Genomic DNA, 26,098 nt, shown 5'->3' on the forward strand with positions numbered 1-26,098 from the left:
CGCCCCCGGCGCGTCGACTGCAGGCCGTCGCTGGCTGATCGCGCAGTTCCCCGCGCCCCTACGGGGCACTGCATGATCCGCCGGACACGCCCTAGTCCTGCGCGCGCTGGGTGACGGGGGCGTCGGTGTGGTCGCCGAGGAACTCGTACCAGCGGCGCTGCAGGCACACGTACCGCGTGTCCGCCTCGACCAGGCTCAGGAATGCCTGCACCGTCTCCGTCAGACGCTGCTGACCGGATGGTTCGGCGAGCAGGCCGTCGTCGGTGAAGCCCTGGTGGGAGCGGGCCAGGCTGAACATGTCGGGGTAGACGCGGGCCCCCAGGTGTTCCAGCGGGATGCGCAGCGTCCACAGGCCGCGGTTGCCGCCGACCAGCGAGGGGGAGGCGGACAGCAGCAGTGCCTGCTTGTCCTTGAACGGCTGCGGCCGGAAGCGGGAGACCCAGTCGATGGCGTTCTTCAGCACGCCGGGCACCGAGGCGTTGTACTCCGGGGAGGAGATCACCATCGCGTCGCAGCGCGCGATCCGGTCGTGCAGGGCCCGGGCGCCCGCCGGCAGGCCCTCGGCCTCCTCCGCGTCACCGTCGTACAGCGGCATGTCGAACTCGCGCATCCTCGCGTGATCGACGTCGGCGCCGGCTTCGGTGAACAGCCGGGCGGCCAGGGAGGCCAGGCGGGCGTTCAGTGACCCGGCCCGCAGCGCGGCCCCGAACACCAGGATGCGCAACGGGCCGGGGTGGGCATCGGTGGCCATGAGCACGTCCTCCCGGCGATCCGCCTCGGCAGCGCGCCGGCACGACGCCGTACGCTCCCCCAGCATCGCGCGGCCGACAGTCACGGGACGACCGGACGTCGGCCGACCGGGTTACGGTCGGCCGGGTTACGGCGCGAAGGCGTATGTGCGCTCCGTCAGGCACCGGCCGGGCGGAGCGGCTCGCGCCGCATCGCCCACAGCACCGGCCCGCCGCCGGGCAGCTGCACCTCTTCGCGCACGACGAAGCCGAAGTGCTCGTAGACGGGGAGGTTGTCGGGCTTGGAGGACTCCAGGTAGACGGGCATGCCCGCCGCGTCGGCCTTGGCCAGCCCCGAGCGCAGCAGCGCGGATCCGTGGCCCTGGCCCCGGGCGTCCGGGTCGGCGCCGATCACGGCCAGGTACCAGTGCGGCTCCTGCGGCGCGTGCGCGGCCGCCGCCTGGACGGCGTCGCGGAACACCGGGGCCCGGTCGCCCAGGATCTCCTGCAGCTCCTGGATCGTCCCCGCATCCGGAACGGCCTTCTCCTGCCCCTCCGGCGCCACCCAGAACGCGGCCGCGGCATCGGTGCGCTCGCACACGCCGTGCAGGGCGTACTGCCGGGTGAAGAGCGTGGTGAAGTAACGGCCCAACTGCACCTCGCGCGAGGCGTCGTCGGGGAAGAACCAGCGCATCATCGGGTCGTCGTCAAAAGCCCGGGCCAGAGCGCGGCTGATCGGTTGGACGTCGTCGAGCGTCGCCATCTGCGGCGTGTTCTTTATCGGCACATGGGTCATTCTGCACTCACATGATCGACAACTTTCCTGCGGGGTCGTGCAGCCTGCGTGCTCACGAAGGCTGTCGCGTAATCCGGGTGCCCCTTCCCGGCTGCCCCGGTAGCCTGCGCCACCATGGCTTCGGAACTGCAACGCCCTCCACTTCGGGCGGACGAACGCACCGCGCTCATCGGCTGGCTGGACCTGCAACGCCGGATCCTGCGCTGGAAATGCGAGGGGCTCGACGACGAGGACGCGCACCGTCGCGTCATCCCGACCTCACCGGCCATGACCATGGCCGGTCTCGTCTCCCACATGCGCTGGACGGAGCACATGTGGCTGGAAGTGTTGTTCCTCGGCGGCGACGAAAAGCAGAACCCTGCGTTCGACGAGTTGAGCGAGGACGCCGACTGGCACACCGACGGCCGCCCCCTCTCCGAGCTCCTCGCGGAATACGAGGCCCAGTGCGCCCGCAGCAACGAGATTGTCGCTGCAGCTTCTCTGGATGACATCGGCCGACACCCCGGCTTCCACTCCGGTGGCGCCAACCTCCGCTGGATGCTGATCCACCTCGTCGAGGAGACGGCGCGGCACGCGGGGCACGCCGATATCGTGCGCGAGCTTCTCGACGGCACGAAGGGCTACTACTGAGCGCCGGATTCCCGATGGAACAACGGGAGACAACCGACCCCTTCAGACAAGGAAGGGGTCCCGGTCCCCGGTAGGCCCTGTGTACTCGGCAGTGCTGTGTGCAGCCCACCAGACGTGCCCGAGGAGCACGAGGCTGCTGTACACGGCCATCGCGTCGACGCATCCGCAGTCCCCGGCCTGCTTCCTCAGGTACGCGCGCTGTGCTCGTGTTGCCCGTTCCGCCCAGGAAGCCCGGTCGTACCCGTTGCATGTTCGGCAGGTGGCGAAGTGGTCGAGGCATGCGCCGACTTGCCGGTCGTACCAGGCGCGGTTCGAGCAGCGGGCGCGTACCGAGAATCGGTCGGCCGGCATGACGTCCAGTACCGACTCGGCGCCGCCCTCCTGCAACAGCGGGTTGAACGCATTCAGTACCTGGTCCTGGTAGGGATCGCAGACTGGATGGTCGGTCACCTTCAGGTGGTCGAGGATCTCGACGCTTCGGTAGCGGTAGCAGTGTATTTGCCACAGCAGGAGGCGTCCGGCCGTCAAGAGGGGCCACATCGACTGCTTGTCCACTGCCCATGCCAGCACATCGGTGCAGAAGCGTCCGAGCAATTCGGCGCTCTCCGTGCCGTTGTGCGCCGCGACGATGGTGAAGAAGTTGTTCGCCTCGTTGCCGCGCACGTCGCAGCGGCGGTCGAGCGCGTCGTGCACGCTGAACATCATCATGGTCACGGCTTCGACATGTTCGCTCGTCACGACGCCGTTGTGGGTTCCCTCCAGCAGGTTGAAGAGGGTGATGGTGCGAGCCCCGCTGTTGAGCATCCGGTAGCGCAACGCCTGCGCCTCGTCCCCGTCGACCCGGAGCTCGGTGGCCTTCGGGTGCAGCACATCGAGGTACACGGCCTGGGTCGCCAGGACGAAGCTGTCCATCACCTGGCACAGTGCGGAATCCGGGTGATCGGTCAGGCAGTGCTGAATGTACTGCGCTGTCGCCCGGGAGAGCTCGCCGAGGGACTCGTTCACGTCGGACATGAAGTGGTAGTACTCGGCGAACGTCGCGTACATGGATTGTGCCGACAGGCCGTCGACGCACTTCTCGCATGTGACGCCGCTGTCGAACATGCACCACAAATAGCCGTAGCAGACCTCGGTGAATGCCAGCATCGCCGGCGTCCTGGCGACCGAGATGGCGGTGCTTGCGATGTCGTACAGCGTGTCGTTGCGCGCTACGAATCCCAGTCGCTGGGGGCAGGTCAGGGGAAGGGGAGTTTCCGGAGGGATGGGAATGGTCTCGTCTTCGTCGCGGGTGTTCTCGCCGATGAGGACGTCCTTCCAGCGACCGTCGTACCTGCCGACCGCACATTCCCGGCTCCCGCCGTAGAGGACGTCGAACAGGCCGGTGTCCACCAGCACCCGAAGCCCTTCCAGCGTCAGCTCGGGCAGGGCCGCCGGAACCGGGCCCGGCGCGTCGGACCCACCACAGGCAGCGCAATGCATCACCTTGGGGATGACCTCCGGGCGGACGCGGCGGGCCAGGAGACGTCCGCACGTCCCGCATTGCCCTCGTACGCGGACGGTGGAGCCGTCGTGGTCCACCGGGCACGACGCCCAATGTCGCCGGAGGTCCCCGATCGCCGTCATGCTGTCGATCAACCCGCTGCTGTCGATCCCGTACGGTCGTCCGGTGGTGGGGTGGCCGATCCGAATGCGGACGACAGCACGGTCGGGGGCGCTGCGTGCCAGGGAATCCGCAATCGCCTTCCCTACGCCCGGCGAACGCTCGCGGCACAGCGCCGCGACCTCCGCACTGCTCCCGGAGACGAAGAAGTCGGAGCCCCCGGTGGCCTCTTGTGACTGCGCGGCCACGTCGAACAGGGTCACGCCCCGAAGCTCGTTGACTGCGACCAACTCGGTTCGATCGCACTGCGGTAAGAAACCCTGGGCACGACGGTTGCGTGCGGCTGTCACGGAACCCTCCTCCTTCGGTGGCCGGACAGCGGCCGGTCGCCGACCGCGGGACTGTCGACTCCTTGAAGCTGCCCGCCCGCTCAACGGTCACGCCGCCTCGCCCCCGTTGCCCGTTCACCCGGGTGGCCCACCTGCGGTGGCCGGGCGCGGTGGCGGAGTGGTCGCGTGGAGGGGGGCCGCTCCCCGAGCCGTGCCCCGCGACCGTCGACAGGAGTCGTCATGTCCCTGCACTGGACCCGCGTCGCGGTGCTGGGTTGCGTGGCGGCTGCCACGGCCTGCGCCCTGGCCTGGGCGGGCGCAGCGACGGGGACCACTCCGCGCCTGCTGCCCGCTCCGCAGCTGAAGGTCGGCAAGGCGCAGGCGGATCTGTGCCCGACGCCCGCCGCCGCCAAGGCGCTGGCCGACCAGGGAGTGACGCTCGGTGCCCGGAGCCCGGCGGTGATGGCCCACGTCGGCGACCGTACGTGCGTACGCCTGCCGATGACGCGGGGCTCGTTCGCCATGGACCTCAGCGCGGGGTCCGTACCGGCTGACGGCAGCATCACCTTCACCAAGTCCACGGGCCGGGTCCTGGCCTTCAACGGCCTGGTGTTCGACTTCGGCACGCTCAAGGCCACGGGGACGACCACCATCGATGGTTCGCGGGCCGGCAGGGTCCGGCAGCAGTCGGTCGACCTGTTCACGATGGAGTTCCAGCCGGCCAAGACGAAGATCGACCTCGCCAGGGGTACGGCGGAGGGCGCCGCGGCCCTGGGCCTGGACCAAGGCGGCGACAACGCGCTCAAGGACGCCTTCGGCACCGACCCGCTGCCCGCCCAGGGCACGGTGTTCGATGCCACCGCCGGTGGCGACGTGACGCAGGCGGCGCAGGCGCTCACCCGCAGCCTGCTGCCGTGAGCAGCACGGACGTCGGTGTCCCGGCCTCCGCGGAGGCCATCCGGGTCGAGATCCCGCCGCGGTACTGCCCCCTCCCCTGCGCCGAACACCCCGACGCGCGACGGCTCAACGCGCCGGCGGCGGCCTGGCTGAACGGGTTCGGCCTGTGCCGGGACGGGGCGCAGCACGTACGGATGACCGGCAACGACTGCGCGGGCTTCTACGGGCGCATCATGCCGGGCGCACCGGCCGCCCGCCTGCAGGTCGCCGTGGACTGGTGCGTGCTGATGTTCGCCTTCGACGACCTGCACTGCGACGAGGGGCCTGCCAGCACGCGCACCGGCGGCTTCGCCGCACGCCTGCTGCGCGTACTGGAGGCGCCGGGGGCGGTACGGGACGGATTCGCGGACCCGTTCCTCGCGGCGACCGGCGACCTGGCGGCGCGCTGCCGCGCCCAGGGGATGCCGGTGCAGGTCCGACGCGTGGTGGAGGGGCACAGTGGCTGGTTCCGCGGCGTGCTGTGGGAGTTCGCCTGCCGCCGGCGGGGCCGTACGCCGTCGCTCGACGACTACGCCCGCATGCGGCAGCATGCGGCGGCCGGCGCGGCGACGCTCAGCTGGGCGGAGGTCGTCGACGGCGAGGAGATCCCGGAGCGGGAACTGGCGTCGCCGGCAGTGCAGGCCCTGCGACAACTGGCCTTCACCACGGCCGCTTTCGACGATGACCTCTTCTCGTACGGCAAGGAGCAGTGGCTGGCTGCGCGCAGCGCGTACAGCAATGGGTGCCGGCTGAATCTCGTGGACGTCCTGATCGCGGAACGCTCGCTGTCGCCGGTGGAGGCGATGGAGCAGGCGGTGGCACTGAACAACCGCCTCACGGCACGGTTCCTGCAGCTGCGGGACCAGGTGCGGCAGGGGGCGAGCGAGCCGCTGCGCCGGCACATGGCACACCTGTCGGCGCTGATCGGGGGCAACCTGGAGTGGGGCCTGCGCGCCGGCCGCTACACCGACCCCGACGGCCGCCACCCCGGTGCCGTGGTCACCACCTGCTCCTTCACCGACACGGCCCCACCGGCCGGGCCCCCGGGTATTGCGCCGGTGGCGTGGTGGTGGGAGGACAGCGCCTAGGAGGCGACGGTCACGGCCCGGCGGGTGGTGACGTCGCGGTGGGCGTACGTCGCGAGGGCAAGGGCGACCACCGTGCCGTATGCCCACACGGAGTCGTTGGTCCAGCGGCCCGCGTCGATGCCCAGGACGAGGAACCAGACGTTGGCGGCGTTCAGCAGCGCTGTCACGTACCCCGTCGTGCGCAGCAGGTTCCCGGCGCGTGGGGTGAGGGCCGAGGCGCATCCCAGAAGGGCCGCCATGAGGGTGAGGGAGATGTAGCGGAAGCCGGAGCCCGCGTAGGTGAGCCATGCCGGGTCGGGGAAGGCGATCAGCGTGGCCACGAGCAGGACCGCCGGCAGCCCGAACCGCTTCACGGCCTCTCCCGTCGGGGCGGTCGAGGTCCGGCCCGCCTCCGCGGTGGTGGCGGGGATGGTGGATCCGGGCGTCAGGTCCGGATGCCGGAGGGCACGGGCCAGGGCGCCGGCGTCGGGGTAGCGCCGGGCGGGCTCCTTGCGCAGCAGAGTGAGTACGAGGTCGTCCCAGGCCGCGGGGATCCCCGCGGCCACCGAACCGGGCGCCGGGGGCTCCTCGGTCAGGTGCGCCGTGAGGTAGCCGACCGTGTCCGGGGCCTGGAAGGGCAGGCGGCCCGTCAGCAGTTCGAAGATCAGGCAGCCGACGGCGTACAGGTCGCTGGCCGGCTCGGGGAAGCCGCGCGCCTGCTCGGGGGCCATGTACGGGGGCGTTCCGACGATGAACCCGGTCCGCGTCAGGCGGTCACCGGTGGCGGAGGGGTCGGCGGCCCGCGCGACGCCGAAGTCGAGGACCTTGACGCTGCCGGACGGCGTGACGAGCACGTTCGACGGCTTGATGTCCCGGTGCATGATCCCGGCGTCGTGCGCCGCGGCCAGCGCGTCGCATATCTCGGCGCTCCACTGCGCAACGAGCGCCGGTGCAACCGCGCCGCGGCGCAGCACCGCGTCGAGACCCTCGCCCCGGACCAGTTCCATGACCAGGAACGGGACCCTGTTCTCTCCCTCGCCGGACTCGCCGAGGTCGTGGACCGTCACGATGTTGGCGTGCTGGAGCCCGGCGGTGATGCGTGCCTCGCGCAAGAACCTCGCACGCGCTTCGTCCCCGCGGGTCCCGCCTCCGGCGAGCAGGGAGATCACCTTGACGGCAACAGGCCGGGCCAGGGCTTCGTCGCGCGCCTGCCACACCTGCCCCATACCGCCCTCGCCGAGCAGGCGCCCCAGCCGGTATCGGCCACCGAGAAGCTGCCCCTCCGTCATCGCATCCTCCATCCGCCACGCCCTGCCCGTCCGTGCACCGCGATCCGGTGCAGTCAGGATCATGACGCGGATGGCACGGCCGGCACATCCCCGTGACGATGTGACGAAGCTCTGTCCACCAAGGCGCGCCCTGTGCCGCGGGGAAAGCCGGCTGTGCCCTGTCAGCGGCGTCCGCGGGCGTTGAGGCGGGCGGCCTGGCGGGTGAGGTGGTCGCGCTCGGCGAGGTTGGATGCCTTGTGGGCCGCCTCGGCGTACAGCCGTGCCGCCGTGGCCAGGTCGCCGTCGCGTTCGTGGAGGTACGCCGCCACCGCGGTGTGGCGGGGCAGTGAGGCGTCCAGTTCGGCGAGCGCGGTCAGGCCGGCGCGGGGGCCGTCGGCCTCGCCGACGGCCACGGCGCGGTTGAGGCGGACGACGGGGTTGTCGGTCAGGCGCGTGAGCTCGTCGTACCACTCGACGATCTGCACCCAGTCGGTCTCGGCGGCCGTGGGCGCGTCGGCGTGGAGGGCTGCGATGGCGGCCTGGGCCTGGAACTCGCCCAGCCGGTCGCGGGCGAGGGCCGCCTGCAGGATCGCAACCCCCTCGGCGATCAGCACCGTGTCCCAGCGGCCGCGGTCCTGCTCGGTGAGCGGTACCAGGCTGCCGTCGGGCGCGGTCCGGGCGGCGCGGCGGGCGTGGTGGAGCAGCATGAGGGCGAGCAGCCCGGCCACCTCCGGGTGGTCGATGCGGGCCGCGAGCTGCCGGGTGAGCCGGATGGCCTCGGCGGCGAGGTCGACGTCGCCGGAGTAGCCCTCGTTGAAGACCAGGTAGAGGACGCGCAGCACGGTGGCGACGTCGCCGGGCCGGTCGAAGCGCACGTCGGCCACCGTGCGCTTGGCCCGGCTGATGCGCTGCGCCATGGTCGCCTCGGGTACCAGGTAGGCCTCGGCGATCTGGCGGGTGGTCAGCCCGCCGAGGGCGCGCAGCGTGAGCGCGACCGCCGATGCGGGGGTCAGGGACGGGTGGGCGCACAGGAAATACAGCTGGAGCGTGTCGTCCACCGCGGGCGCGGGCCCGGGCGCCGGCTCCTCCTCGACGAGCTCCTCACGTCGGCGGCGGGCGGCGTCCGAGCGGGCCGCGTCGAGGAACTTGCGCCAGGCGACGGTGACCAGCCAGCCCTTCGCATCCCGCGGCGGGTCGGTGGGCCAGACGCGGAGCGCCTCGACGAGCGCGTCCTGCACGGCGTCCTCGGCCGCCGCGAAGTCGGCTCCGCGGCGGACGAGGACGGCGAGGACGCCCGGTACGAGGCGCCTGAGCAGGAGCTCGTCCATCAATGAGGGCACTCCGTGGTGCTGGGCTCCGCGGCCAGGAACGGGCGCACCTCCAGCCACTCGTGGATCGGCTTGCCGCCCGCCCCGGGGGCGGCCGACAGTTCCCCGGCCAGCTGGACGGCGCGCTCGTGGCTGTCGACGTCGATGATCATCCAGCCGGCGATGAGGTCCTTGGTCTCGGCGAACGGTCCGTCGGTGACCGGCGGGCGCCCCTCACCGTCGTAGCGGACCCACTCCCCCTCGGGGGCGAGCGCCTGCCCGTCGACGAACTCGCCGCTCTTCTCCAGCCGGGCCGCGAAGTCGTGCATGAACTGCACGTGCGCGGAGATCTCCTCCGGCGTCCACTGGTCCATCGGCACGTCGTTCACCGGAGCCGGAGCGCCGCGGTAGTGCTTGAGCAGCAAGTACTTGGCCATGATGGTTCTCCTCGGTGCTGGTGCGACCCATTGTGGTCGCGTTCACCCCGGGGACGGAGCCGGCCACGGGTTCTCGACATCGCCGTCCAAGATTTTTTGCGCGGGCCCGACTACGGTCCGGCCGTGCCGCTCGGGTGTCCGGAGGGGCAGGTGACGGCCCAGGCCGCCTCGATCATCCGGAAGATCTCGTCCACCGCGGCTTCCGGATCGGCCTCTTCACGAGCCAGCGAATAGGCGTCGATCACGAATCTCGCAATCGTCCGGCAGGCCGTCGTGGTCAGTGGCAGGTCGGGGTCGTCGGCCATGGCCGTTGCCAGCGACTCCGCGTGGCGCAGTCGGATCGACTCCTCGTACTGCCGCAGAGCGGGTGATGCGTCGATCATGCGCCAGACGGGGGCGGCGCTGTCCGCCGTGCAGTGGCGCACCAGGGCCCGGATCTCGCGGCGCAGCGCGGGGATGAGCGGCTCGTGGGGTGCCCGATCGGTGACGGCCCGGGTGAGGCGTTGCTCGAAGTCGTGGTCCTGCTCGAAGACCAGGGCCTCTTTCGAGGCGAAGTGGGAGAAGACCGTGGTGACGGCCACGTCGGCCTCGGCGGCCACGTCGCGGATGCCCACCGTGTCGTACCCGCGTTCCAGGAAGAGCCGCAGGGCGGTGTCGGCGATCTTCTGGCGGGTCGCTGCCTTCTTGCGTGCGCGGCGTCCCATCGGCTCCGTCATGTCCGTCATGGACTCACGCTATCAGGTGTGAAATCACAACCGCTTCAAAACCCTAACCGTTAGTGTTACGGTCCCCGGCATGAAGAAAGTGAGCTTCGCCGAGTTCGGCGGTCCGGACGTGCTGCAACTCGTGGACGCCGAGGAGCCCCATGCGGGCCCCGGCCGGATACGCATCGCCGTGCGGGCGGCAGGCGTGAACCCCGTCGACTGGAGGATCCGTGAAGGTCAGGTCCTCGGCGCCCATCCGGTCGAGTTGCCCTCCGGGGTCGGGCTGGACGCCGCCGGGGTGGTGGACGAGGTCGGCGAGGGCGTCGAAGGAGTCGAGGTCGGCGACCGCGTGTTCGGCGAAGGCACAAGTACTTATGCCGAGTTCGCCGTGCTGTCGGCCTGGGCCCGTATGCCCGAGGGCCTGACGTTCGAAGAGGCGGCCGGATACCCGTCCGTGGTGGAGACCGCGCTGCGCATCCTGCGCGAGGTCGGTGTGCAGCCCGGTCAGACGCTGCTGGTCAGCGGTGCGTCCGGGGGCGTCGGATCGGCGGTGCTGCAGATCGCCCGCGACCGCGGCATCACGGTGATCGGCACCGCCGGGGCCGCGAACCAGGAGTACCTGCGCGGGCTGGGTGCCCTCGCCACGACGTACGGCCGGGGCTGGGTCGAGCGGGTACGACACCTCGGCCGGGTCGACGCCGCCCTCGACCTGGCCGGCTCGGGCGTGATCCGCGAGCTCGTCGAGCTCACCGGGGACCCGGAGAAGGTGGTCTCCATCGCCGACCTCGGTGCGCCGGAACTCGGCGTCCGGTTCTCCGGCATGGCCGGGAGCGTACCGGACGCGCTCGCCGAGGCCGTCGACCTCATCTCGCGGGGAAAGCTCCACATCCCGGTCGAGAAGTCCTACACGCTCGCCGATGCTGCGGCAGCGCACATCGACAGCCATGCCGGCCACACGCGCGGGCGGCGGGTCCTGGTCGTCCGAAAGGTCGTCTGAAAGGCGTCCGAAGCTCGGAGCGCGGCTCAACGGCCCCGAGGGGTGAGAGCCAGGCCGACGCGGCCGCGAGGCGGTAGCGCCACGGCCAGGCGCGGACGGGGGTCGCCGGTGACGTGTACGTCGTAGCGACTCAGCACGGTGGCCAGGACGAGCACCGACTCCATGGCGAAGAACGCCTGCCCCACGCACTGGTGGGCGCCGTCCCCGAAGGGCAGGTAGGCCAACGGATGTCGCCTCCGTACGGCCTGTCTCTCGAACCGGCCGGGATCGAAGCGCAGCGGGTCGGGCCAGAACGCGGCGAGCCGGTGGGTGAGGTACGGGGAGAGGACGACCGTGGTGCCGGCCGGCACGGGCACCCGGCCGCTCCATTTCCGTAAATATCACAGAACCATCGGAACGCCTCTGTCCGGGACATCGGCCACAAAGGCCTTTGACCAGCCCGGACAGCCAACCCCTGTCCGGGACAGCCGGCTGCCGTTGCTCCGCATCGCCGCCCGAGCCAACCTTGCGGCTTGCCGACCGGGGGGTTGCCCCGGCCGCACCCTTCACCGCTCAAAGGAGTGTGCGATGCGCATCCGTTCCACGCTCGGCGTCCCTCTCGCGGGAGCCGTCCTTGCCCTCGGCACCGCCGTCGTCCCCGCTCACGCTGCCGGCACGCCTGTCGCACCTGTCGCACTGGGCTGCATCACCGAGACCCAGAACGCGAAAGACGCAAACGGGAACGTCCGGGGTTACGCCCACTACCAGTACTGCCAGTGGGCCGATCGGGTGACGGTCAACGGCACATTGACCGACTACAGCTTCGACGGGTACTGCAGCAAGATCGAGGTCAACTTCAGCACGGGCGGCTACCGCTACAAGCAGACCTGTACCGACCCCACCAGCTTCAGCTGGACCGAGAGGGGAGCGACCGCCGCCCACATCAGCGCTTACGCGTTCTAGGGCGGCGGCTCCGCACCTGCCGGCCTCGTGCCCCGCCACCCACCGCCGAGCCGCCGAGCCGCCGAGCCGCCGACCGGGCCATGGACGACGCGCTTCCAGCAGTCCATGGCCCGCCGGGCAAGCCTCGACGAGAGCTTGTGGAATGAAATGAAGACCTGCCCTGACGGCAGGCTCGGAGGCGCTACTGTGCCGGTGCGCCCCGTAGTGGTCGCGGAGTTGTGCCAACGGACGCGCCGCGCCGGCCGGCGCGGTTGCACGAGGAGGATGCCCTGTGTCGTCGCCCTGTGACCCCGAGAACGCACCCGCCGGCGATGTGGGCACCGCGCTCATGATGGTCGACTCCCGACTCAAGGCCATCTACGACGGCAAGACGGAGACCGATCCCGAACAGCAGGACATGATCGACCGGTTCGCCGCGTCACTGGGCCCCGGGGGAGCCAACGACGTGCTGGACGGGACGTGCACGCTCATCTTCATGTATATGCAGTGGCTGCGGATGGCCTACGAGGCCCAGGACGAGGACGTCATCGACTACGTGGTGCCCAACCTGGTGGGTTCGATGCGCCTGATGCCCAAGAGCGTCAAGCCCGAGGTCATCCCCACCATGGCCGGCCTGCTCGTGGCCGCCGGCACCGGGCTGAGCCCCAACCTGTGGCGCCGGCAGTACGGGTTCTGGACCAAGGACGAGCTGACTCCGCTGGAGGCCACCGCCTTCCTGCTCGCGGAGCACATCAACCGCATCACCGACGACCGCAACTTCGCCACCCGCATGATCACCCAGGCCCTGGCCGCTTCGGACGCGGACGAGGCCAGGAGGAACAAGGACGACGACTGACGACTGAGGACTACCGCTGTGCCGCAGCCCGGCGCAGATGGCGACTCACATCGCCGACCAGGTTGATACGGACCCGCCGCTCGGCGAAGCGCCACTGCCCGTTGCGGCGCTCGAAGCGGTCACGTACGACCGGCGGCAATCGATTGCAGCGGCAGCTCGGGCAGTGGGTGACGCGATGTGGACATGCTCCCCTCCGAAGGGAACGGGCGGCCCGAGGGCGGCCTCAGTGCGCCGCACTGCCGGGAAGTCGCCGGGACACCAGCGCGAAGACGGTGCCGACCACGGCGAAGAAGAACCCGATCCCGCCCACGATCAGCGGCGGCAGCCACAGGGACGCAAATCCCTTGATGCGCGCGTCCTCGGGGGAATCCGCGCGGTAGAGCACCTCCACTCGTTCGCCGACCTCGTACGACGGCGGATTGGTGCCCGTCGAGTCCCGGAATTTCCTGCGCACGCCGTCCTTCGAGGTGAACTCGATCACCGGGTACGCCGCAGCCTCGTCGTCCGCCCGTGACCTGCGGGATCCGCCGCTGTGGCCGTGCTCCCAGTCCAGGGCCACCACCGTGCCCGGGGTCCGCTCCGCGTCGTTCAGGTAGGAGACCGACACGCCTGCAAGGACCAGGCCGATGACCAGGAGCAGCCCGCCGACGGAGAACATCCCGATGGTGACCCACCGGATGACGGCCCGAGTCTGCGCCCGGTTGTGCGCCCGCCCCTGTATCTCGATCACGTCCACGTCCCTGCCTACTTCACCGTGTACGAGCACTGCTTGCCGGACGTGCCGTTCTGGTTGTCCGCCACCTTCTTGCCGTCGACGGTGATGGAGCAGGCGGCCTCGTGCAGCATGCCGTCGGAACCGGTGACGGAGCCGGGGACGACGGAGACCAGCTGACCGACCTTCTTCTCGGCGTCCGTCGTCAAGGTGACGGTGGCCGTCTTCTTCCAGGGCAACTGCACCTGCTCCATGTTGTTGGTGTCCAGGTTGTAGTAGACCGACGACGTGCCGGTGCCCAGGACCTCCAGCGTCACCTCGTGCTTGACCTCGCCGCTCTTGGCCTTGCTGCTTCCGCTGCCCGGCTTCGCGGACGCGGACGCGGACTTGCCGGCGGCCGCCGGGTGCTCGTCGCTGCCGCAGCCCGTCAGTACGACCGCGGTCAGGACCAGAGCCGTACCGGTGATGATCTTGCGCATGTCTCCCCTTCAGTGGACAAGTGAACGATCTTAAGGGGGACGCTCCCCTCGTGCTCCTGTGCGCCTCCCCGGTACGCGGCACGGGCGCGGTCGGTGTCTCGTTGACGGCATGTGGGTGGTTTCGGGCGGGCGCGGATGCAGCGGCGCATCGGGCTGGGCGTGGCCTGCTCGGCGCTGGTGGTGATGGCCGTCGTCCTGTGGGGGAACGGCGGCGACAAGAACAACGCGGCCTCGCTGTGGGTCTCCGTCGTCTCCGCGGTCGTCTCGGTGTGCGCCTTCGCCGCCGACCTCCTGCGCACCCCGGACGCCGACCGCGGTCCGGCGCCGCGCAGCCGGCGGCAGCGCGCGGCCGACGCGCTCGCCGACGCGGTGCAGGAGCAGTGGACGAGGGAGGCGCAGTTACGGCGGTTGCAGGATCCCGAGCCGTTGAACGTCGGCTGGTCCCGGCTCGGGCCGCCGCTGGCCGACCACCGGCAGAACGTCCTGCGGGGCAGGCCGCTGCCCCCGCCGCGCGACGGCGACCAGCGGCTGGACCGGATCGTGCGGGCTTTTGGGGCACTGCCGTCGCGCCGGCTGGTCGTGCTGGGCGAGCCGGGGGCGGGCAAGACGGTGCTCGCGGTGCAGTTCGTGCTGGGTACGCTCGCGGTCCGGCGCCCCGGCGGTCCCGTACCGGTGCTCTTTGCGCTGGCGGGCTGGGATCCGCGGGCCGTCACGCTGCGCGAGTGGCTGGCCGGCCGCCTGGCCGCGGAGTACCGTCCGCTGGCCGCCGTCTCGGGCGAGCGCACCCTGGCCCGTGAACTGCTGGACGCCGGCCTCGTCCTGCCGGTCCTCGACGGGTTCGACGAGCTGCCCCGGGCGGTGCACGGTGATGCGGTACGGCGCCTCAACGCGGAACTGGACGCCCGCCTGCCCGTCCTGCTGACCTGCCGCACCACCGCCTGGTCGCGCGCCGTGGAGTCGGGGGACGTGCTCACCGCGGCGGAGGTCGTACGGCTCGATCCGCTCGCCCCGGCCGCGGCCCGGAGCTACCTGGAGCGCACGACCCGGCCGGACGAGCACGGTACGACCGCCTGGACGCCGGTCCTGCAGTGCCCTCCCGAGCCACTGGCCACGGTGCTCAGGACGCCGCTGATGGTGGCGCTGGCCCGGACGGTCTACGGGGACGCCTCCCGCGATCCGGCCGAGTTGACGAACGCCACGCGCTTCCCCACGGCGCACAGCATCGAGGAGCACCTGCTGGACGCCTTCGTGCCGGCGGCCTTCGCCGGCGGGCCCGGCAGCACCTGGCAGCCGCAGGCCGCGCACCGCATCCTGTGCCGACTCGCCCGCGACCTGGGCAGCCGGGACGCCGTGCAGGGCACATGGCGGTTCGCCTGGTGGGAGGTGCCCGCGGCGATGCCGCCACTCCTGCGCGTCCTGGGCCCCGCCGCTCTGTCGCTGCTGATGGTGGCCACGGTGCTCGTACCGCTCGCCCGGTTCGGTGACGGCGTCGTCGGTGACTGGGACACCCCGCTCTCCGCCGTCCTCAACCTCCTCGGCGACTTCACGGGACTGGGCTTCGGGCTCGCCGTCCTCCTGCCCGCCACGGCCGACAGCCCGCAGGGGCTGCGCCGCCTGGTGCGCATGGCCGTGACGTTCACGGGGGCGGTGGCGGTCGTCGCGGTGTGCGTGGGCCTGCTGTGCCCTCCCGTGCTCGGGTTGCGGCTGGGTGGCGTCGTCACGCCGCGCCCGGTCTGGTTCCTCAACGGATGCTGCATGGGGCTCATCCTGGCAATGCTGTTCGCGGTCGCCGGTCTCCCCCGCCGCCCCCTCCCCCTCGGCCTGCCGTGGGCCGGCGGACACAACGGCAGCGCAACCGTCCGACTGCTGGGCGTGCTGGTCACGGTCGCCGGAGTCGTCCTCCTGTGCTGCGGGGAGGTGCTGCCGGCCACGACCGCTCTGGTCGCGGGCGTCATGCTGGGCGTGGCGGGGCAGCGGTACGCCGAACGGGTCGTCGCCCAGTACACGAGCCCCGCCGCGGTCCTCAAGGGGTTCGCCGGCGGCCTCCTGCGCGGCTTCGTCGTCTGTACGGTCGTCGGGGTGGCCGCCGCGGCGGTCGTCGGCGGCATCACCGGGCTCTTCGCGGCGCAGGAGGTCCGGTCGGCGCACCTGCCGGCGGACGGGTCGGTGAGCGAGGGCTGGCGCCTGCGCACGGCGGCGGACGGCACCCGTACCGCCACCTCCACCGGGCCCTACCGGGGCGAGCTGCTCGTCGGCCGGCGCGGCGAGCCCCCGTTGGCCGTACCGCGGCACGCCCGCATCGCCCGCAACGGGCGCCGGGTGGAGCACTTCGAGCGGGTGGTCCGGATCAGCATGGAGCCCGCGGGCCCGGTGCTGACCGCCCCCGGCCTGCCCCGGGCCGACGCCTGGAACGTGGCGCTCGGGCTGCCCCGGCCCGTCCACCTGTGGCTCGCCGAGCGTCCCGCCCCCGTCGTCGTCCGCGACGCCACGCTGCCCCTGCTGGGTTTCGGGGCGCTGATCGGGGCCGTCGGCGGCTGCGCGTCCGGCGTGTACCGGGCCCTGAGCGTGCCGTCCGACATGGTGCGGGCCGCCGGCCCGCGCAGCACCTTGCGCGCCGATCGCGCCGCCACGCTTGCGCGCAGCGCGACCGCGGCCGTCCTGGCGGGCGGGGTATGCCTGGCGCTGGTCCTCCTGGTGGGCCGCGGCGGCCGCTTGGGCACCATGCACACCGAACTGTGGGTGCCGGTCGGCACCTCGGCGCTCGCGCTCAGCGCCTGGGGGCGGCTGTGCGTCGCCCGCGTCTGGCTCGCCCTGACGGGGCGGGCGCCCTGGCGGCTGATGGGGTTCCTCGCCGAGGCACACCGCCGCGGTGTGCTGCGGCAGTCGGGTGCCCATTACGAGTTCCGTCACCTGCGCCTGCAGCACCGCCTGGCGGGGGCGCCGGACGACGCGGGCACGCGGCGCGTCCCGGCCCCGGCGCCGTAGTTCTGCCCGCGTCGTCGCTCAACCGGCGCGCCGTCGTTCAACCCGCGCGCCGTGGGTCAGCCGGTCAGCTGTGCGCGCAGCTGCTGCTTGTCCGGCTTGCCGGCCGCCGTCAGGGGAATGGCGGGGACGAGCTGCAGCGCCTCGGGGGCGTAGAGGCGTCCCTTGCGGGCGGTGACGAAGTCGCGGATCTCCTCCAGCGACGGCCGCTGCCCGTCCGCGGGCACCACGGCGGCGTGGACGTGCTCCACCGACTGCTCGTCCCGGCTGCCGAAGACCGCGCACTGGGCGACGGCGGGATGGCGCAGCAGCAGATCCTCCAGTTCCGCCGGGTAGACGTGGCCCCCGACGACCACGATCATCTCCTTGATCCGGTCCACGATGTAGAGGTAGCCGTCCTCGTCGAGATAGCCGACGTCGCCGGTGTGCACCCAGCCGTCCCGCAGCACCTGGGCGGTCAGTTCCGGCTGCTTCCAGTAGCCCTGCATGACGTACGGCGAGCGCACCTGCACCTCGCCCGGCTCCCCGGGCGGCAGGGTGGTGCCACCGGCGTCCCGGATGGCGATCTCCACCCCGGGCAGCGCCCGGCCGACCGTCAGATGCCCGCCGGGGCCCGTCCGTTCCTGGTCGCCGGGGCCGGCCTCGGTGATGTGCTGCGCCTCGGCCTGCCCGTACAGGCCGTGGAGCACCGGCCCGAAGGCCTTGGCCGCCTGCCGCAGCCGGGCCGGCGAGGCGGCGGTGCCGCCGTAGGTGAGGCGGCGCAGGCCGGACAGGTCGGTGGTCGGCAGGACCGGGTGGTCCAGCAGCTGGTACAGCAGGGGCGGCAGCAGCCAGGTGTGGGTGATGCGCTCGCGCTCGATCGTGGCCAGGACGTCCCCGGCATCGAAACCGTGCCGCAGGACCACCGAGCCGCCCTCGTGCAGCGCCATGTCGGCGAAGATGCCGGCGAGATGCGCGAGTGCGGTGCAGGCCAGGTAGCGGGGCGGGTCGCCGGCGTCCGCGAGCGGGTGGTCGAGGCCCGTGCGGTACGAGCCGTGGGTCATCCGGATGCCCTTGGGGATGCCGGTGGTCCCGCCGGTGTGCCGGATGCACCAGTCGTCGTCCGGGCCGACCCGGCCGCGCATCGGCCGGGCCGGGTGGCGGGCGGCCGCGGCCAGGACGTCCTCGGCGAAGCCGCTCGGGCCCAGGGAGAGCATGGCAGGCACGCCGCCGAGCCGCAGCAGCTCCTCGGCGGTCGCATGCCGCTGGTCGTCCACCAGCAGCAGGGAGGACTCCACGCTGGCCATGATGTGCGCCATGGTCGGCGGGCTCATGCCCTCGTACAGGCCGACCACCCGGCCACCGGCCAGGTTGGCGGCGTAGCGGGCGACGAGGGCCTCGGCCGTGTTGCCGGTGAGCAGGGTGACGGTGGTGCCGCGGCCCACGCCGCGCTCGGCCAGCTCCGCGGCGAGCCGGTGGACCCGGTCGCGCAACTCGCCCGCGCGGATCACGAGCCCTTCGGCGGTGGTGACGGCGGCCTGCTCGGGGTGGGCGGACAGCACGTCGAGGACGGCCTCCACGTAGCTGCGGAAACCGCCTTGCCCATGCCCTCCGGCGTGCTGCTGCTGGCTCATCGCTGCTGCTCTCCCTTGTCGGACCTTTGCCGGACCTTGCCTGGTCTTGCCGGACCTTGGCGGACCTTGTCGGGCCCTGTCAGGCCTTGTCGGAATGTCCCCTCGATGCCGTCGACGCTAGTGCCGCCCGCTCATACCTTCCACGACCGGTTCCGCCATGTGCTCATGACGCGCTGGGCATGAGGTGTTCCTGCGCGAGCCGGCGGAACTCCTGGGCCGCTGGGGAGAGGTGGGCGTCCCGGCGCCACACCAGGGTCAGCGTCCGGTGGCAGTCCGGGGAGTCCAGCCGCAGCCAGGCCACCGGGCTGCGCTCGGCCATGGTCCGCCGGGCGACCGCGGGCATCAGCCCGATGCCCAGCCCCGCGGCGATCAGCTCCGGGGTCGCGGCGGCCTCGTCGCCCTCGCAGACCACGCGCGGTACGAGCCCCTCGCGGGCGAAGAGCCTCTCCAGCAGGGCGCGCTGCCACAGGCCGGGGCGGGTGCTGACGAAGTCCTCGCCCGCCAGCTCGGCCACCGTGACGCGCTCCCGGCCGGCCAGCGGATGGCCCGGCGGCACGGCCAGCAGCACCTCCTCCCGCACCAGCTCCAGCGTGCACAGTCCGGGCCCGGACAGCGGCTGGGAGGCGAGCGCGAAGTCCACCTCGGCGGTGCGCAGATGCCGCCGCATCTCGTCCAACGGCGCCTGGAACAGCCGTACGCTCACCCCGGGACGGTACCTGCGGAAGGCGGCCAGTACCGAGGCCAGCTGCACCAGGGTCTCGGCGGCGACGGCCACCCGGCCCGGCCCCGCACCGGAGGCGTCGGCCGCCTCCCGCCGGGCGTCGTCCAGCTCGGCCAGCACCCGCTCGACCCGGCGCAGGAAGGCCTCACCGTGCTCGTTGAGCCGAATCCGGCGACCGCGGCGGTCGAAGAGCGGAACCCCGAGCTCGGATTCGAGCCGGATGATGGTCCGGCTCACGGACGGCTGGGCGACCCGCAGTTCCTCGGCGGCCCGGCTGATGTGCTCGTGACGGGCGACGGCCTGGAAATAGCGCAGGGAGAGAAGGTCCATGACGGCAGTCTCGCCGGGTCCCGGTCCTATCACGTAGTTCAATAGGACTCGGCGACGGTCGAACACCTGGGTGAGAATCCCCTCATGACCAACGATCACGCCCATGCTCCTGCCGACCGTCCGCTCCTGCGCCGTCCGCAGGACGGCGAGCTCATCGACGTCGCCGGAGTCGCCCACTTCTTCCGGCTCACCGGCGAGCACACGAACGGACACTTCTCCTTCGAGGAGTTCAGCCTCGCCCCCGGCACGATCGGCGCCCGGCCGCACGTACACGAGGGGCACGACGAGTACTTCTACGTCCTCGAGGGCGAGCTGACGCTCCACACCGGCGACGGCGAGGTGACGGCCGGGCCCGGCGACCTGCTCGCCGCGACCCGCGGTACGCCGCACGGCTTCCGCAACGCGGGCACGGTCACCGCACGTGCCCTGTGCCTGTACACCCCTGCCGGCTACGAGAACTACTTCCGTGACGTCCACGCCGCCGTGAGCGCCGGGGCCGAGGCGACCGACGAGCTGCTGGCCGAATTCCGCAGCCGCTACCGGACCAGTTCCCACCCGGCGCCCTCGGGCGCGCCGCAGGAGTAGGAGTCGCCGGCCGGACTTTTTCCGTGCTCTTCGCACATAAACGCGCGTGAACGGGTACCCGCGAAGAAGTCCGAGCGCGGCGGACACGCACCGCGCTGCCGCGACTACAGCGAGGAGGCCCCATGAGCACGGTGAAAGAAGCGGTGGAGGTCGACGTGCCCCTCCACACCGCCTACAACCAGTGGACGCAGTTCGAGGAGTTCCCGAACTTCATGGAGGGCGTCGAGGAGGTCCGCCAGATCGACGACCGCCACAACCACTGGACCACCAAGATCGCCGGCGTCCAGCGGGAATTCGACACCGAGATCGTCGACCAGCACCCCGACGAGCGCATCACCTGGCGCACGGTCGGCGGCGAGACCAAACAGAAGGGCACGGTCAGCTTCCGGCGTGTGGACGACACGCACACGCGCGTCGAGCTGGTGATGGACGTCGAGCCGAGCGGCATGGCCGAGAAGGCCGGCGACCTCACCAAGACGATCGACCGCCGCGTCAAGGGCGACATGCGCCGCTTCAAGGACTACATCGAGAAGCAGGGCGGCGAGACGGGCGCCTGGCGCGGCCGCATCAGGCCCGGCGACTGACGGCTCCCGGGGGCGCCGGCCGACGCCCGGGGGCGAGCACCGCCGACGCCCGGGCCGTCGTTCGGCGCCGGCGGCATCGGCCGTACCCGAGTGCCCACGGTCACCGCGTGCGCAACCGGCGGGCCGGGGGCAGCATGCCCTCGGCCCCGCCTGTCACCGTTGGTCTGTGCCCCTGCCCGTGCAGCGACCAGGCCGTGTCCGGCGGATCATGCAGCGCCCCGTAGGGGCGCCGTAGTGGTGCGTGACGAAGACCCGCTGAACACGCCTTATTACCGCGCCGGTTGGGCAAGTAATGGCCGTCACACCAGCCAGCACCCCCTCCGACGGGAGCCCGCATGACGATCAGCCATCGCACCATCGGTACCGGTCCGCACAAGGTTCTGGCCCTGCACGACTGGTTCGGCACCAGCGCGGGATGGGGGGCGTTCCTCGATCATTTGGATCCGGAGGGCTTCACGTACGCCTTTCTCGACTACCGCGGCTACGGGGAGCGGCGGGACGTGGCGGGCGAGTTCACGCTCACCGAGATCGCTGCCGACGCGCTGGCCCTTGCCGACCAGCTGGGCTGGGATACGTTCTCCGTCGTCGGGCACTCCATGGGCGGCAAGGCGGCGCAGCGCGTTCTGGCCGAGGCGCCGCGGCGGGTACGCAAGCTGGTCGGGGTGACGCCGGTGCCGGCCGGTGCGTTTCCGCTGGAGGGTGACGCGTACGACCTCTTCCACGGTGCGGCGCACGCTCCCGCCAACCGGCGGGCCATTCTCGACCTGGTCACCGGGCACCGGGCCTGCGGCCGGTGGCTGGATGCGATGACGGCCGCTTCGGTGGCGGGCTCGCGGCCCGAGGCCTTCGCCTCGTACCTGGACGACTGGAGCACCCTGGACTTCGCCGCCAAGGTGGCCGGCAGCACCCTTCCGGTGAAGGTCTTCGTCGGCGAGTACGACCTCGCCCTGACCGCCGAGGTCATGCGCGGCACCTGGCTGGCCCACTACCCGCAGGCCGAGCTGGAGGTCCTGACCAACTCGGGCCACTACCCGATGCACGAGGTGCCGGTGGCCTTCGCGACCGCCCTGGAGGGCTTCCTGCGGGCGTGACGGCTGGGCGTGACGGCTCAGTGGGGCAGCCAGCGCACCTCGTACGGGGCCAGGGGCAGTACGTGACCGTCCACCCTGGCCACGACCGGGCGGCGCTCGGCGTTGACGACGAGCACGGCCTCGTCGTCGGCCAGGGCCTGGATCCGGTCACCCCTTCCGGCCGTCGCGGCGACCGGCCGGAAGGCGGTGCCGGGAGGGAACTCGTAGGCGAACCGGCTCAGTAGCAGTGCCATGGGCAACGCCCCTCCGCCGTCGCGCAGGTGGGTGCTGCGCCACAGGCAGCCGGGGCAGTCGTCCCCCGTCTGCTGCGGGTTCCAGTAGAAGGCGGCCGACGCGCCGCCCTCCGCGAGGCGGATCATGGCGGTCGCCTGCACGGCGGTGCGGTGCTGCTCGCTCCAGCCGTCCCGCCCGCCGGGCCGGTCGTCGTCGGCGGGCGGCTCGACGTACCACTCGGCCCACCACACCGGCAGCCCGGTCACCCGCCTCAGCCAGCGGGTGACGTCAGCGAACTTCTCGGTGGCGGTGAACTCGTCGGGGATCGTGCGGTGCCCCTCGCGGGTGTAGCTCGATCCGTCGACGACGACGAAGTCCGCCCCCGTCTTGTGCGCATTCCAGTAATGGACGACGTCGGCCGAACGCTGGTCGAGTTCGCCCCAGCAACCGCGCAGTTCGCGCGAGCAGTCCTCGTCGTCGGCGGCGGGCGGGTCGTGGTCGACCACCACGTACGGCCCGCCCACCAGGTTTCGCGGATTCTGCCTCTTCAGCTCCGTGTAGACGAGGTTGTACAGCTGGGTGTAGCCCTCGTAGTCCCAGCGGCGCTTGTCCTCGTCGTAGAAGCCCTTCAGCTCGTTCCACACCAGGAAGTGCCGGACGTCGGGGTAGCGGCGGGCGACCGCGCCCGCGAGGCGGGCGAAGTCGGCGTAGTGCCGGGGGTCCGGGGCGGTTTCGAGCCGCGACCAGTCGGTGTGCCCTGCCCGGCCGCCCTTCATCCAGTCGGGGGCGGCACACAGGGTGAGGACAGGGACGGCGCCGGTGCCGCGCATCAGGGCGACGCGCGCGTCGAGGGCCTCGAAGTCGTGGCGGCCGGGGGACGGTTCCGGGTTCTCCGCGCCCCAGCCCATGATGTGCTGGTTCTGCGGCAGGGACCGCGCGGAGAGCAGGGCGCCGGCCCTGCGGGTGGCATCGGGTACGCCGTACTCCGCGCTGTACTGGGTGTGGGTGAAGCCCCACCCGAGCCGGGCACCTGCCGCGTGTCGCCCCATGACATCCGACGATATCCCTCTCGCCCCGGCTTCTCCGGGAATCGTCCCAAGTGGTCGGCCGTTCTCTCGTTTCCGCCGGGGACGTCCCGCGCCGGCTGACAGCGGCGGGAAACGGCGCGCCGGGGCGGCGCGCCGCGGATCCGTTGGTCGCCTGGGGAGCGCGCCCACAAGTGTGGTGGCGCGGGAGCGGGCAGGCCCCATCGACTTGCATCGACGTCCATCGGGGTTCCCCGGGGGCCTCGGGCCCGTGTCAGGCCGCGGTCTCTTGGTGGGTCCTGGTGGCGGCCAGGTCCGCCGCTCGCCGGACCGCATCGGTGGAGGCGGCCAGCAGCGGCAGCCGGACGGCCGGGCTGGGGATACGGCCCTGGGCGTGCAACACCCCCTTGATCACGGTCGGGTTCGGCTCGGCGAAGAGCGCGGCGGACAGCCGGGCCAGCTCGGCTCCCAGCCTGCGGGCCGGTCCCGCGGCGTCGCGCCGCCACAGCGCGATCAGCTCGGCGAAGTCGGCGGTGCGGACATTGGCCGATGCCAGGATGCCGCCGTGGGCGCCCGCTGCGAGCAGCGGCGAGATGACGGCGTCATCGCCGCCGAGCACCGCGAAGCCTGGAGTCGACGAACCGAGCAGTTCCATCGCGGCTGCGTCGATCGCACCGGTCGCGTACTTGACCCCGACGACCTGCGGCAGGTGCCCGAGCGCGTACAGCGTGCTGGTGCTGAGGGGCTGAGCGGTGCGGTACGGGATGTCGTAGACGACCAGGGGCAGGCCGCCGTTTTCGGCGAGTGCCGTGAAGTGCGCCAGCGTTCCCGCCTCGCCGGGCCGGGTGTAGGGCGGCGCGGGAACCAGCGCCGCGGTGACGTCACCGCTCTGGGCGAGTTCCCGCAGTGTCGTCATGGCGGCGGCGGTGTCGTTGGTGCCGACGCCGACGATGAGCGGAGCTCCATGGGCCTGGCAGGCGGCCGAGCAGATACGGACCACGGCCTGCTTCTCCTCGGTGGTCAGCGTGGCCGCCTCCGCGGTGGTGCCCAGGGCAACGAGTCCGCGAGCGCCGCCGGCCGACAGTGCCTCGTCGGCGAGGCGGGCGAGCGCGTCCGGGGCAAGACGCAGGTCGTCGGTGAACGGGGTCACCAAGGGGACAAACAGGCCACTGAGGTTCGCTTCGGGCTTCATGCGGCCAGCCTGACCGATGCAAACCCGGTAGATCCAGCTCATGTTCCTTCGCTTATACGTAAGCTGATCTTATGCTCGATGTCCGGCGTCTCCACCTGCTGCGCGAACTGGACCGACGCGGCACCATCGCGGCCGTCGCCGAAGCGCTGACCTTCACCGCCTCGGCCGTCTCCCAGCAGCTCGGCGTGCTGGAGCGCGAGGCGGGCGTACCCCTGCTGGAACGAAGCGGCAGACGCGTGGTGCTCACCCCTGCGGGCCGCACCCTCGTCACCCACGCCGACGCCGTCCTCGAACGCCTCGAACTGGCGGTCTCCGAGCTGGCCGGAGCACGCGAGGGCATCGGCGGACCGCTGCGGATCGGGACGTTTCCCTCCGGCGGCCCCGCGATCGTGCCCGCCACGCTGGCCGAACTGGCCCAGCGGCATCCCGCGCTGGAACCGATGCTGCAGGAGATCGACTCGGCGCGGGTCTCCGACGGCCTGCGCGCCGGCGAACTCGACGTGGCCCTCGTCCACGACTACGACTTCGTGCCCGCCTCCCCGGACACCACGGTCGATCAGGTCCCCCTGCTGGAGGAGCCGATGTACCTGGCCACGGGCGCCACCACCGACAGCGCTCACGCGACCGGTCCCGCCGTGCGCGGCGACACGCTGGCGGAGCTCCTCGGACCATGGGCCACGACCCCATGGATCACCGCCCGGGAGGGCACGACCGGCCACGCGATGGCCGTACGCGCCTGCCAGGCGGCCGGCTTCCAACCACGCATCCGCCACCAGGTCAACGACTTCCGTACGGTCCTGGCACTGGCCGCCATCGGGCAAGGCGCCGGATTCGTACCCGAGATGGCCACCGCACACGCCCCCGAGGACGTGATCCTGACCCGGCTTCCCCTCTTCCGGCGCTCCAAGGTCGCCTTCCGCGCGGGCAGCGGCACTCATCCGGCGATCGCAGCATTCGTAGCGGCGGCGCGAACCGCGGTGGGCGCCACGGGCCGTGCCGGGTGATCGGCTCTCAGCCCATCGCGCGGGGGTAGCGGGGGTGAGTGAGCCTCCCTGCCCCCTGGATCACTCCTCACCGCACAGGACACGGTCCATGCGGTCGGCCGGTCTCTCGTTTCCGCCGGCTGCGTCCCCCTCGGTCAGCGGCGGGAAGCGCCGCGCCGGGGCGGGGCTATGCGGACCCGCTGCTCGCTGGGAGCGTTCTCGATGTCGTCGAGCTGGGCGGTGATCGTGCTGCGCAGGTCGTCGTCGTCCTCGAAGCAGAAGTCGTTGAACAGCGTGTAGCCCGTCCACATCAGGTTCGCGCACACCCGTGCCGGCACCCGGCCGGTCTGCGCGCCCATGCCGACCAGGGCCACCGAGCGGATGCTGCCCGGCGCCTTCTTGTTCTGCCGGTGGATCGCCTGGAACGCGGCGGCGCACGCCAGGGCCACGTTCAAGGTCTCGCTCACGTTCTGCGAGGAGGTCTCCATCGTGGGCGTCGAGATGAGGAACTTCGGCTTGACCGCCCCGGAGGAGACGCACACCGCGCTGCCCACGGGAAGGGTGCCCCCGAAGCCGTCCCGGATCGCCCGCTGGACGCGCAGCTGGATGCCGGCGCCGAGGTACCACTTGACGGCCGCATCGACACCGCCGTCCATCCGGCCCCGGGAGTTGGTCGGGCTGACCCAGGCATCGACGTTCTCGTCGAGGATCGAGCCCTTGCGGATCTCGATGCCGGGAGTGTCGGCGAAGGCTGCCCGCCATGCCTCCACCACCGCGGTGTTGATGTCGGTCAGCACGACCTTGAGCGGCGACGGCACGGGATGGATGGTCATGGTTCACTCCGATCGGGAACGTTCACTCGACTGATCGGAACGCTAGCGCGCCCCACTGACACCGCGTCCGGGACGGGCTCGGTGTCCGGAGGGGATGTCAGTGGGCTGCCCTATGGTCGTGGGCACTTCGCCGATCAGGCCTCCCACCAGCGCTGTTCGACTTTTTCGGAGCCCCTCCA

Annotated in this window: 26 protein-coding genes; 11 read left to right on the forward strand and 15 right to left on the reverse strand. The window is 71.7% G+C overall.

What is annotated here, in order from left to right; translation table 11 throughout:
• Window positions 1-91 precede the first annotated feature (91 nt).
• Both AB0K17_RS28655 and AB0K17_RS28660 read right to left on the reverse strand, forming a co-directional pair.
• Window positions 92-751 carry an NAD(P)H-dependent oxidoreductase gene (locus AB0K17_RS28655; RefSeq protein ID WP_365969586.1) on the reverse strand — a complete coding sequence of 220 codons (660 nt, stop codon included), beginning with the start codon at window positions 749-751 and terminating at the stop codon, window positions 92-94.
• Between the two features lie 155 nt (window positions 752-906).
• The gene (locus AB0K17_RS28660; protein ID WP_365969587.1) at window positions 907-1,524 is read right to left on the reverse strand and encodes a GNAT family N-acetyltransferase; all 618 of its coding nucleotides are present in this window, start codon (window positions 1,522-1,524) and stop codon (window positions 907-909) included.
• A gap of 114 nt (window positions 1,525-1,638) precedes the next feature.
• Here AB0K17_RS28660 and AB0K17_RS28665 point away from each other — a divergent pair, with 114 nt between their 5' ends.
• The gene (locus AB0K17_RS28665; protein WP_365984752.1) at window positions 1,639-2,154 is read left to right on the forward strand and encodes a DinB family protein; all 516 of its coding nucleotides are present in this window, start codon (window positions 1,639-1,641) and stop codon (window positions 2,152-2,154) included.
• 42 nt (window positions 2,155-2,196) lie between these two features.
• Here AB0K17_RS28665 and AB0K17_RS28670 read toward each other — a convergent pair whose 3' ends face one another.
• Window positions 2,197-4,017 carry a hypothetical protein gene (locus AB0K17_RS28670; RefSeq protein ID WP_365984753.1) on the reverse strand — a complete coding sequence of 607 codons (1,821 nt, stop codon included), beginning with the start codon at window positions 4,015-4,017 and terminating at the stop codon, window positions 2,197-2,199.
• 306 nt (window positions 4,018-4,323) lie between these two features.
• On the opposite strand from AB0K17_RS28670, the gene AB0K17_RS28675 reads away from it, so the two are divergent.
• Together AB0K17_RS28675 and AB0K17_RS28680 are read left to right on the forward strand one after the other, a co-directional pair.
• The gene (locus AB0K17_RS28675; protein WP_365984754.1) at window positions 4,324-5,001 is read left to right on the forward strand and encodes a hypothetical protein; all 678 of its coding nucleotides are present in this window, start codon (window positions 4,324-4,326) and stop codon (window positions 4,999-5,001) included.
• Entirely contained in the window at window positions 4,998-6,107 is a 1,110-nt protein-coding gene (locus AB0K17_RS28680) for a terpene synthase family protein (protein WP_365984755.1), read from the forward strand. Before AB0K17_RS28675 ends, AB0K17_RS28680 begins: the two co-directional genes overlap by 4 nt.
• Here AB0K17_RS28680 and AB0K17_RS28685 read toward each other — a convergent pair.
• The 4 genes from AB0K17_RS28685 to AB0K17_RS28700 form a co-directional block, all read right to left on the reverse strand.
• A complete protein-coding gene (locus tag AB0K17_RS28685) occupies window positions 6,104-7,375 on the reverse strand; it encodes a serine/threonine-protein kinase (RefSeq protein WP_365984756.1) in 1,272 nt (423 codons plus the stop codon). The genes AB0K17_RS28680 and AB0K17_RS28685 overlap by 4 nt on opposite strands.
• A gap of 161 nt (window positions 7,376-7,536) precedes the next feature.
• Window positions 7,537-8,682, reverse strand: a complete 1,146-nt coding sequence (locus AB0K17_RS28690) for a DUF6596 domain-containing protein (RefSeq protein WP_365984757.1) — start codon at window positions 8,680-8,682, stop codon at window positions 7,537-7,539.
• On the reverse strand, window positions 8,682-9,098 hold the full coding sequence (locus tag AB0K17_RS28695) for a YciI family protein (RefSeq protein WP_365984758.1): 417 nt from the start codon (window positions 9,096-9,098) through the stop codon (window positions 8,682-8,684). The genes AB0K17_RS28690 and AB0K17_RS28695 overlap by 1 nt, the downstream gene beginning before the upstream one ends.
• 110 nt (window positions 9,099-9,208) lie before the next feature.
• A complete protein-coding gene (locus AB0K17_RS28700; protein ID WP_365984778.1) occupies window positions 9,209-9,814 on the reverse strand; it encodes a TetR/AcrR family transcriptional regulator in 606 nt (201 codons plus the stop codon).
• Window positions 9,815-9,893: 79 nt separating this feature from the next.
• Between AB0K17_RS28700 and AB0K17_RS28705 the strand changes: the two genes are divergently transcribed.
• Window positions 9,894-10,799, forward strand: coding sequence for an NADP-dependent oxidoreductase (locus AB0K17_RS28705; RefSeq protein WP_365984759.1), 906 nt, complete (start codon window positions 9,894-9,896; stop codon window positions 10,797-10,799).
• 26 nt (window positions 10,800-10,825) lie between these two features.
• Here AB0K17_RS28705 and AB0K17_RS28710 read toward each other — a convergent pair whose 3' ends face one another.
• The gene (locus AB0K17_RS28710; protein ID WP_365984760.1) at window positions 10,826-11,155 is read right to left on the reverse strand and encodes a cytochrome P450; all 330 of its coding nucleotides are present in this window, start codon (window positions 11,153-11,155) and stop codon (window positions 10,826-10,828) included.
• Between the two features lie 211 nt (window positions 11,156-11,366).
• Between AB0K17_RS28710 and AB0K17_RS28715 the strand changes: the two genes are divergently transcribed.
• Together AB0K17_RS28715 and AB0K17_RS28720 are read left to right on the forward strand one after the other, a co-directional pair.
• On the forward strand, window positions 11,367-11,741 hold the full coding sequence (locus AB0K17_RS28715; protein WP_365984761.1) for a hypothetical protein: 375 nt from the start codon (window positions 11,367-11,369) through the stop codon (window positions 11,739-11,741).
• Between the two features lie 271 nt (window positions 11,742-12,012).
• The gene (locus AB0K17_RS28720) at window positions 12,013-12,576 is read left to right on the forward strand and encodes a hypothetical protein (RefSeq protein WP_365969598.1); all 564 of its coding nucleotides are present in this window, start codon (window positions 12,013-12,015) and stop codon (window positions 12,574-12,576) included.
• 223 nt (window positions 12,577-12,799) lie between these two features.
• Here the strand turns inward: AB0K17_RS28720 and AB0K17_RS28725 are convergent, their stop codons facing one another.
• Both AB0K17_RS28725 and AB0K17_RS28730 read right to left on the reverse strand, forming a co-directional pair.
• Window positions 12,800-13,306, reverse strand: coding sequence for a DUF3592 domain-containing protein (locus tag AB0K17_RS28725; RefSeq protein WP_365984762.1), 507 nt, complete (start codon window positions 13,304-13,306; stop codon window positions 12,800-12,802).
• Between the two features lie 14 nt (window positions 13,307-13,320).
• A complete protein-coding gene (locus AB0K17_RS28730) occupies window positions 13,321-13,767 on the reverse strand; it encodes a hypothetical protein (protein WP_365969600.1) in 447 nt (148 codons plus the stop codon).
• A gap of 135 nt (window positions 13,768-13,902) precedes the next feature.
• Here AB0K17_RS28730 and AB0K17_RS28735 point away from each other — a divergent pair, with 135 nt between their 5' ends.
• A complete protein-coding gene (locus AB0K17_RS28735; protein ID WP_365984763.1) occupies window positions 13,903-16,752 on the forward strand; it encodes an NACHT domain-containing protein in 2,850 nt (949 codons plus the stop codon).
• A 56-nt stretch (window positions 16,753-16,808) separates the two neighbouring features.
• Here the strand turns inward: AB0K17_RS28735 and AB0K17_RS28740 are convergent, their stop codons facing one another.
• Window positions 16,809-18,362 carry an AMP-binding protein gene (locus AB0K17_RS28740; protein WP_365984764.1) on the reverse strand — a complete coding sequence of 518 codons (1,554 nt, stop codon included), beginning with the start codon at window positions 18,360-18,362 and terminating at the stop codon, window positions 16,809-16,811.
• Window positions 18,363-18,525: 163 nt separating this feature from the next.
• Window positions 18,526-19,413 (reverse strand): LysR substrate-binding domain-containing protein, encoded by an 888-nt coding sequence (locus AB0K17_RS28745; protein ID WP_365984765.1) that lies wholly within the window; start codon window positions 19,411-19,413, stop codon window positions 18,526-18,528.
• Between the two features lie 84 nt (window positions 19,414-19,497).
• Between AB0K17_RS28745 and AB0K17_RS28750 the strand changes: the two genes are divergently transcribed.
• The 3 genes from AB0K17_RS28750 (at window position 19,498) to AB0K17_RS28760 (ending at window position 21,673) form a co-directional block, all read left to right on the forward strand.
• Window positions 19,498-19,998 carry a cupin domain-containing protein gene (locus AB0K17_RS28750; protein WP_365984766.1) on the forward strand — a complete coding sequence of 167 codons (501 nt, stop codon included), beginning with the start codon at window positions 19,498-19,500 and terminating at the stop codon, window positions 19,996-19,998.
• A 122-nt stretch (window positions 19,999-20,120) separates the two neighbouring features.
• A complete protein-coding gene (locus tag AB0K17_RS28755; RefSeq protein WP_365969605.1) occupies window positions 20,121-20,582 on the forward strand; it encodes an SRPBCC family protein in 462 nt (153 codons plus the stop codon).
• A 335-nt stretch (window positions 20,583-20,917) separates the two neighbouring features.
• Window positions 20,918-21,673, forward strand: a complete 756-nt coding sequence (locus tag AB0K17_RS28760) for an alpha/beta hydrolase (protein WP_365984767.1) — start codon at window positions 20,918-20,920, stop codon at window positions 21,671-21,673.
• A gap of 17 nt (window positions 21,674-21,690) precedes the next feature.
• Here the strand turns inward: AB0K17_RS28760 and AB0K17_RS28765 are convergent, their stop codons facing one another.
• Together AB0K17_RS28765 and AB0K17_RS28770 are read right to left on the reverse strand one after the other, a co-directional pair.
• Window positions 21,691-22,935, reverse strand: a complete 1,245-nt coding sequence (locus AB0K17_RS28765) for a xylan 1,4-beta-xylosidase (RefSeq protein ID WP_365984768.1) — start codon at window positions 22,933-22,935, stop codon at window positions 21,691-21,693.
• Between the two features lie 250 nt (window positions 22,936-23,185).
• The gene (locus AB0K17_RS28770) at window positions 23,186-24,103 is read right to left on the reverse strand and encodes a dihydrodipicolinate synthase family protein (RefSeq protein WP_365984769.1); all 918 of its coding nucleotides are present in this window, start codon (window positions 24,101-24,103) and stop codon (window positions 23,186-23,188) included.
• A gap of 71 nt (window positions 24,104-24,174) precedes the next feature.
• Here AB0K17_RS28770 and AB0K17_RS28775 point away from each other — a divergent pair, with 71 nt between their 5' ends.
• Window positions 24,175-25,107 carry a LysR substrate-binding domain-containing protein gene (locus AB0K17_RS28775; RefSeq protein WP_365984770.1) on the forward strand — a complete coding sequence of 311 codons (933 nt, stop codon included), beginning with the start codon at window positions 24,175-24,177 and terminating at the stop codon, window positions 25,105-25,107.
• A gap of 134 nt (window positions 25,108-25,241) precedes the next feature.
• Here AB0K17_RS28775 and AB0K17_RS28780 read toward each other — a convergent pair whose 3' ends face one another.
• Window positions 25,242-25,919, reverse strand: a complete 678-nt coding sequence (locus AB0K17_RS28780; protein WP_365984771.1) for a macro domain-containing protein — start codon at window positions 25,917-25,919, stop codon at window positions 25,242-25,244.
• Window positions 25,920-26,098: the final 179 nt, after the last annotated feature.

Source organism: Streptomyces sp. NPDC049585, from assembly GCF_040675615.1.
Taxonomy (GTDB): Bacteria; Actinomycetota; Actinomycetes; order Streptomycetales; family Streptomycetaceae; genus Streptomyces; species Streptomyces luteosporeus.

Bases quoted from the DNA above. Each gene is read 5' to 3' on its own strand.
- AB0K17_RS28655 (WP_365969586.1), bottom strand. From the start codon at position 751: ATGGCCACCGATGCCCACCCCGGCCCGTTGCGCATCCTGGTGTTCGGG.
- AB0K17_RS28660 (WP_365969587.1), bottom strand. From the start codon at position 1,524: ATGACCCATGTGCCGATAAAGAACACGCCGCAGATGGCGACGCTCGAC.
- AB0K17_RS28665 (WP_365984752.1), top strand. From the start codon at position 1,639: ATGGCTTCGGAACTGCAACGCCCTCCACTTCGGGCGGACGAACGCACC.
- AB0K17_RS28675 (WP_365984754.1), top strand. From the start codon at position 4,324: ATGTCCCTGCACTGGACCCGCGTCGCGGTGCTGGGTTGCGTGGCGGCT.
- AB0K17_RS28685 (WP_365984756.1), bottom strand. From the start codon at position 7,375: ATGACGGAGGGGCAGCTTCTCGGTGGCCGATACCGGCTGGGGCGCCTG.
- AB0K17_RS28690 (WP_365984757.1), bottom strand. From the start codon at position 8,682: ATGGACGAGCTCCTGCTCAGGCGCCTCGTACCGGGCGTCCTCGCCGTC.
- AB0K17_RS28695 (WP_365984758.1), bottom strand. From the start codon at position 9,098: ATGGCCAAGTACTTGCTGCTCAAGCACTACCGCGGCGCTCCGGCTCCG.
- AB0K17_RS28700 (WP_365984778.1), bottom strand. From the start codon at position 9,814: ATGACGGAGCCGATGGGACGCCGCGCACGCAAGAAGGCAGCGACCCGC.
- AB0K17_RS28705 (WP_365984759.1), top strand. From the start codon at position 9,894: ATGAAGAAAGTGAGCTTCGCCGAGTTCGGCGGTCCGGACGTGCTGCAA.
- AB0K17_RS28715 (WP_365984761.1), top strand. From the start codon at position 11,367: ATGCGCATCCGTTCCACGCTCGGCGTCCCTCTCGCGGGAGCCGTCCTT.
- AB0K17_RS28730 (WP_365969600.1), bottom strand. From the start codon at position 13,767: ATGCGCAAGATCATCACCGGTACGGCTCTGGTCCTGACCGCGGTCGTA.
- AB0K17_RS28735 (WP_365984763.1), top strand. From the start codon at position 13,903: ATGCAGCGGCGCATCGGGCTGGGCGTGGCCTGCTCGGCGCTGGTGGTG.
- AB0K17_RS28740 (WP_365984764.1), bottom strand. From the start codon at position 18,362: ATGAGCCAGCAGCAGCACGCCGGAGGGCATGGGCAAGGCGGTTTCCGC.
- AB0K17_RS28745 (WP_365984765.1), bottom strand. From the start codon at position 19,413: ATGGACCTTCTCTCCCTGCGCTATTTCCAGGCCGTCGCCCGTCACGAG.
- AB0K17_RS28750 (WP_365984766.1), top strand. From the start codon at position 19,498: ATGACCAACGATCACGCCCATGCTCCTGCCGACCGTCCGCTCCTGCGC.
- AB0K17_RS28755 (WP_365969605.1), top strand. From the start codon at position 20,121: ATGAGCACGGTGAAAGAAGCGGTGGAGGTCGACGTGCCCCTCCACACC.
- AB0K17_RS28760 (WP_365984767.1), top strand. From the start codon at position 20,918: ATGACGATCAGCCATCGCACCATCGGTACCGGTCCGCACAAGGTTCTG.
- AB0K17_RS28765 (WP_365984768.1), bottom strand. From the start codon at position 22,935: ATGGGGCGACACGCGGCAGGTGCCCGGCTCGGGTGGGGCTTCACCCAC.
- AB0K17_RS28770 (WP_365984769.1), bottom strand. From the start codon at position 24,103: ATGAAGCCCGAAGCGAACCTCAGTGGCCTGTTTGTCCCCTTGGTGACC.
- AB0K17_RS28775 (WP_365984770.1), top strand. From the start codon at position 24,175: ATGCTCGATGTCCGGCGTCTCCACCTGCTGCGCGAACTGGACCGACGC.
- AB0K17_RS28780 (WP_365984771.1), bottom strand. From the start codon at position 25,919: ATGACCATCCATCCCGTGCCGTCGCCGCTCAAGGTCGTGCTGACCGAC.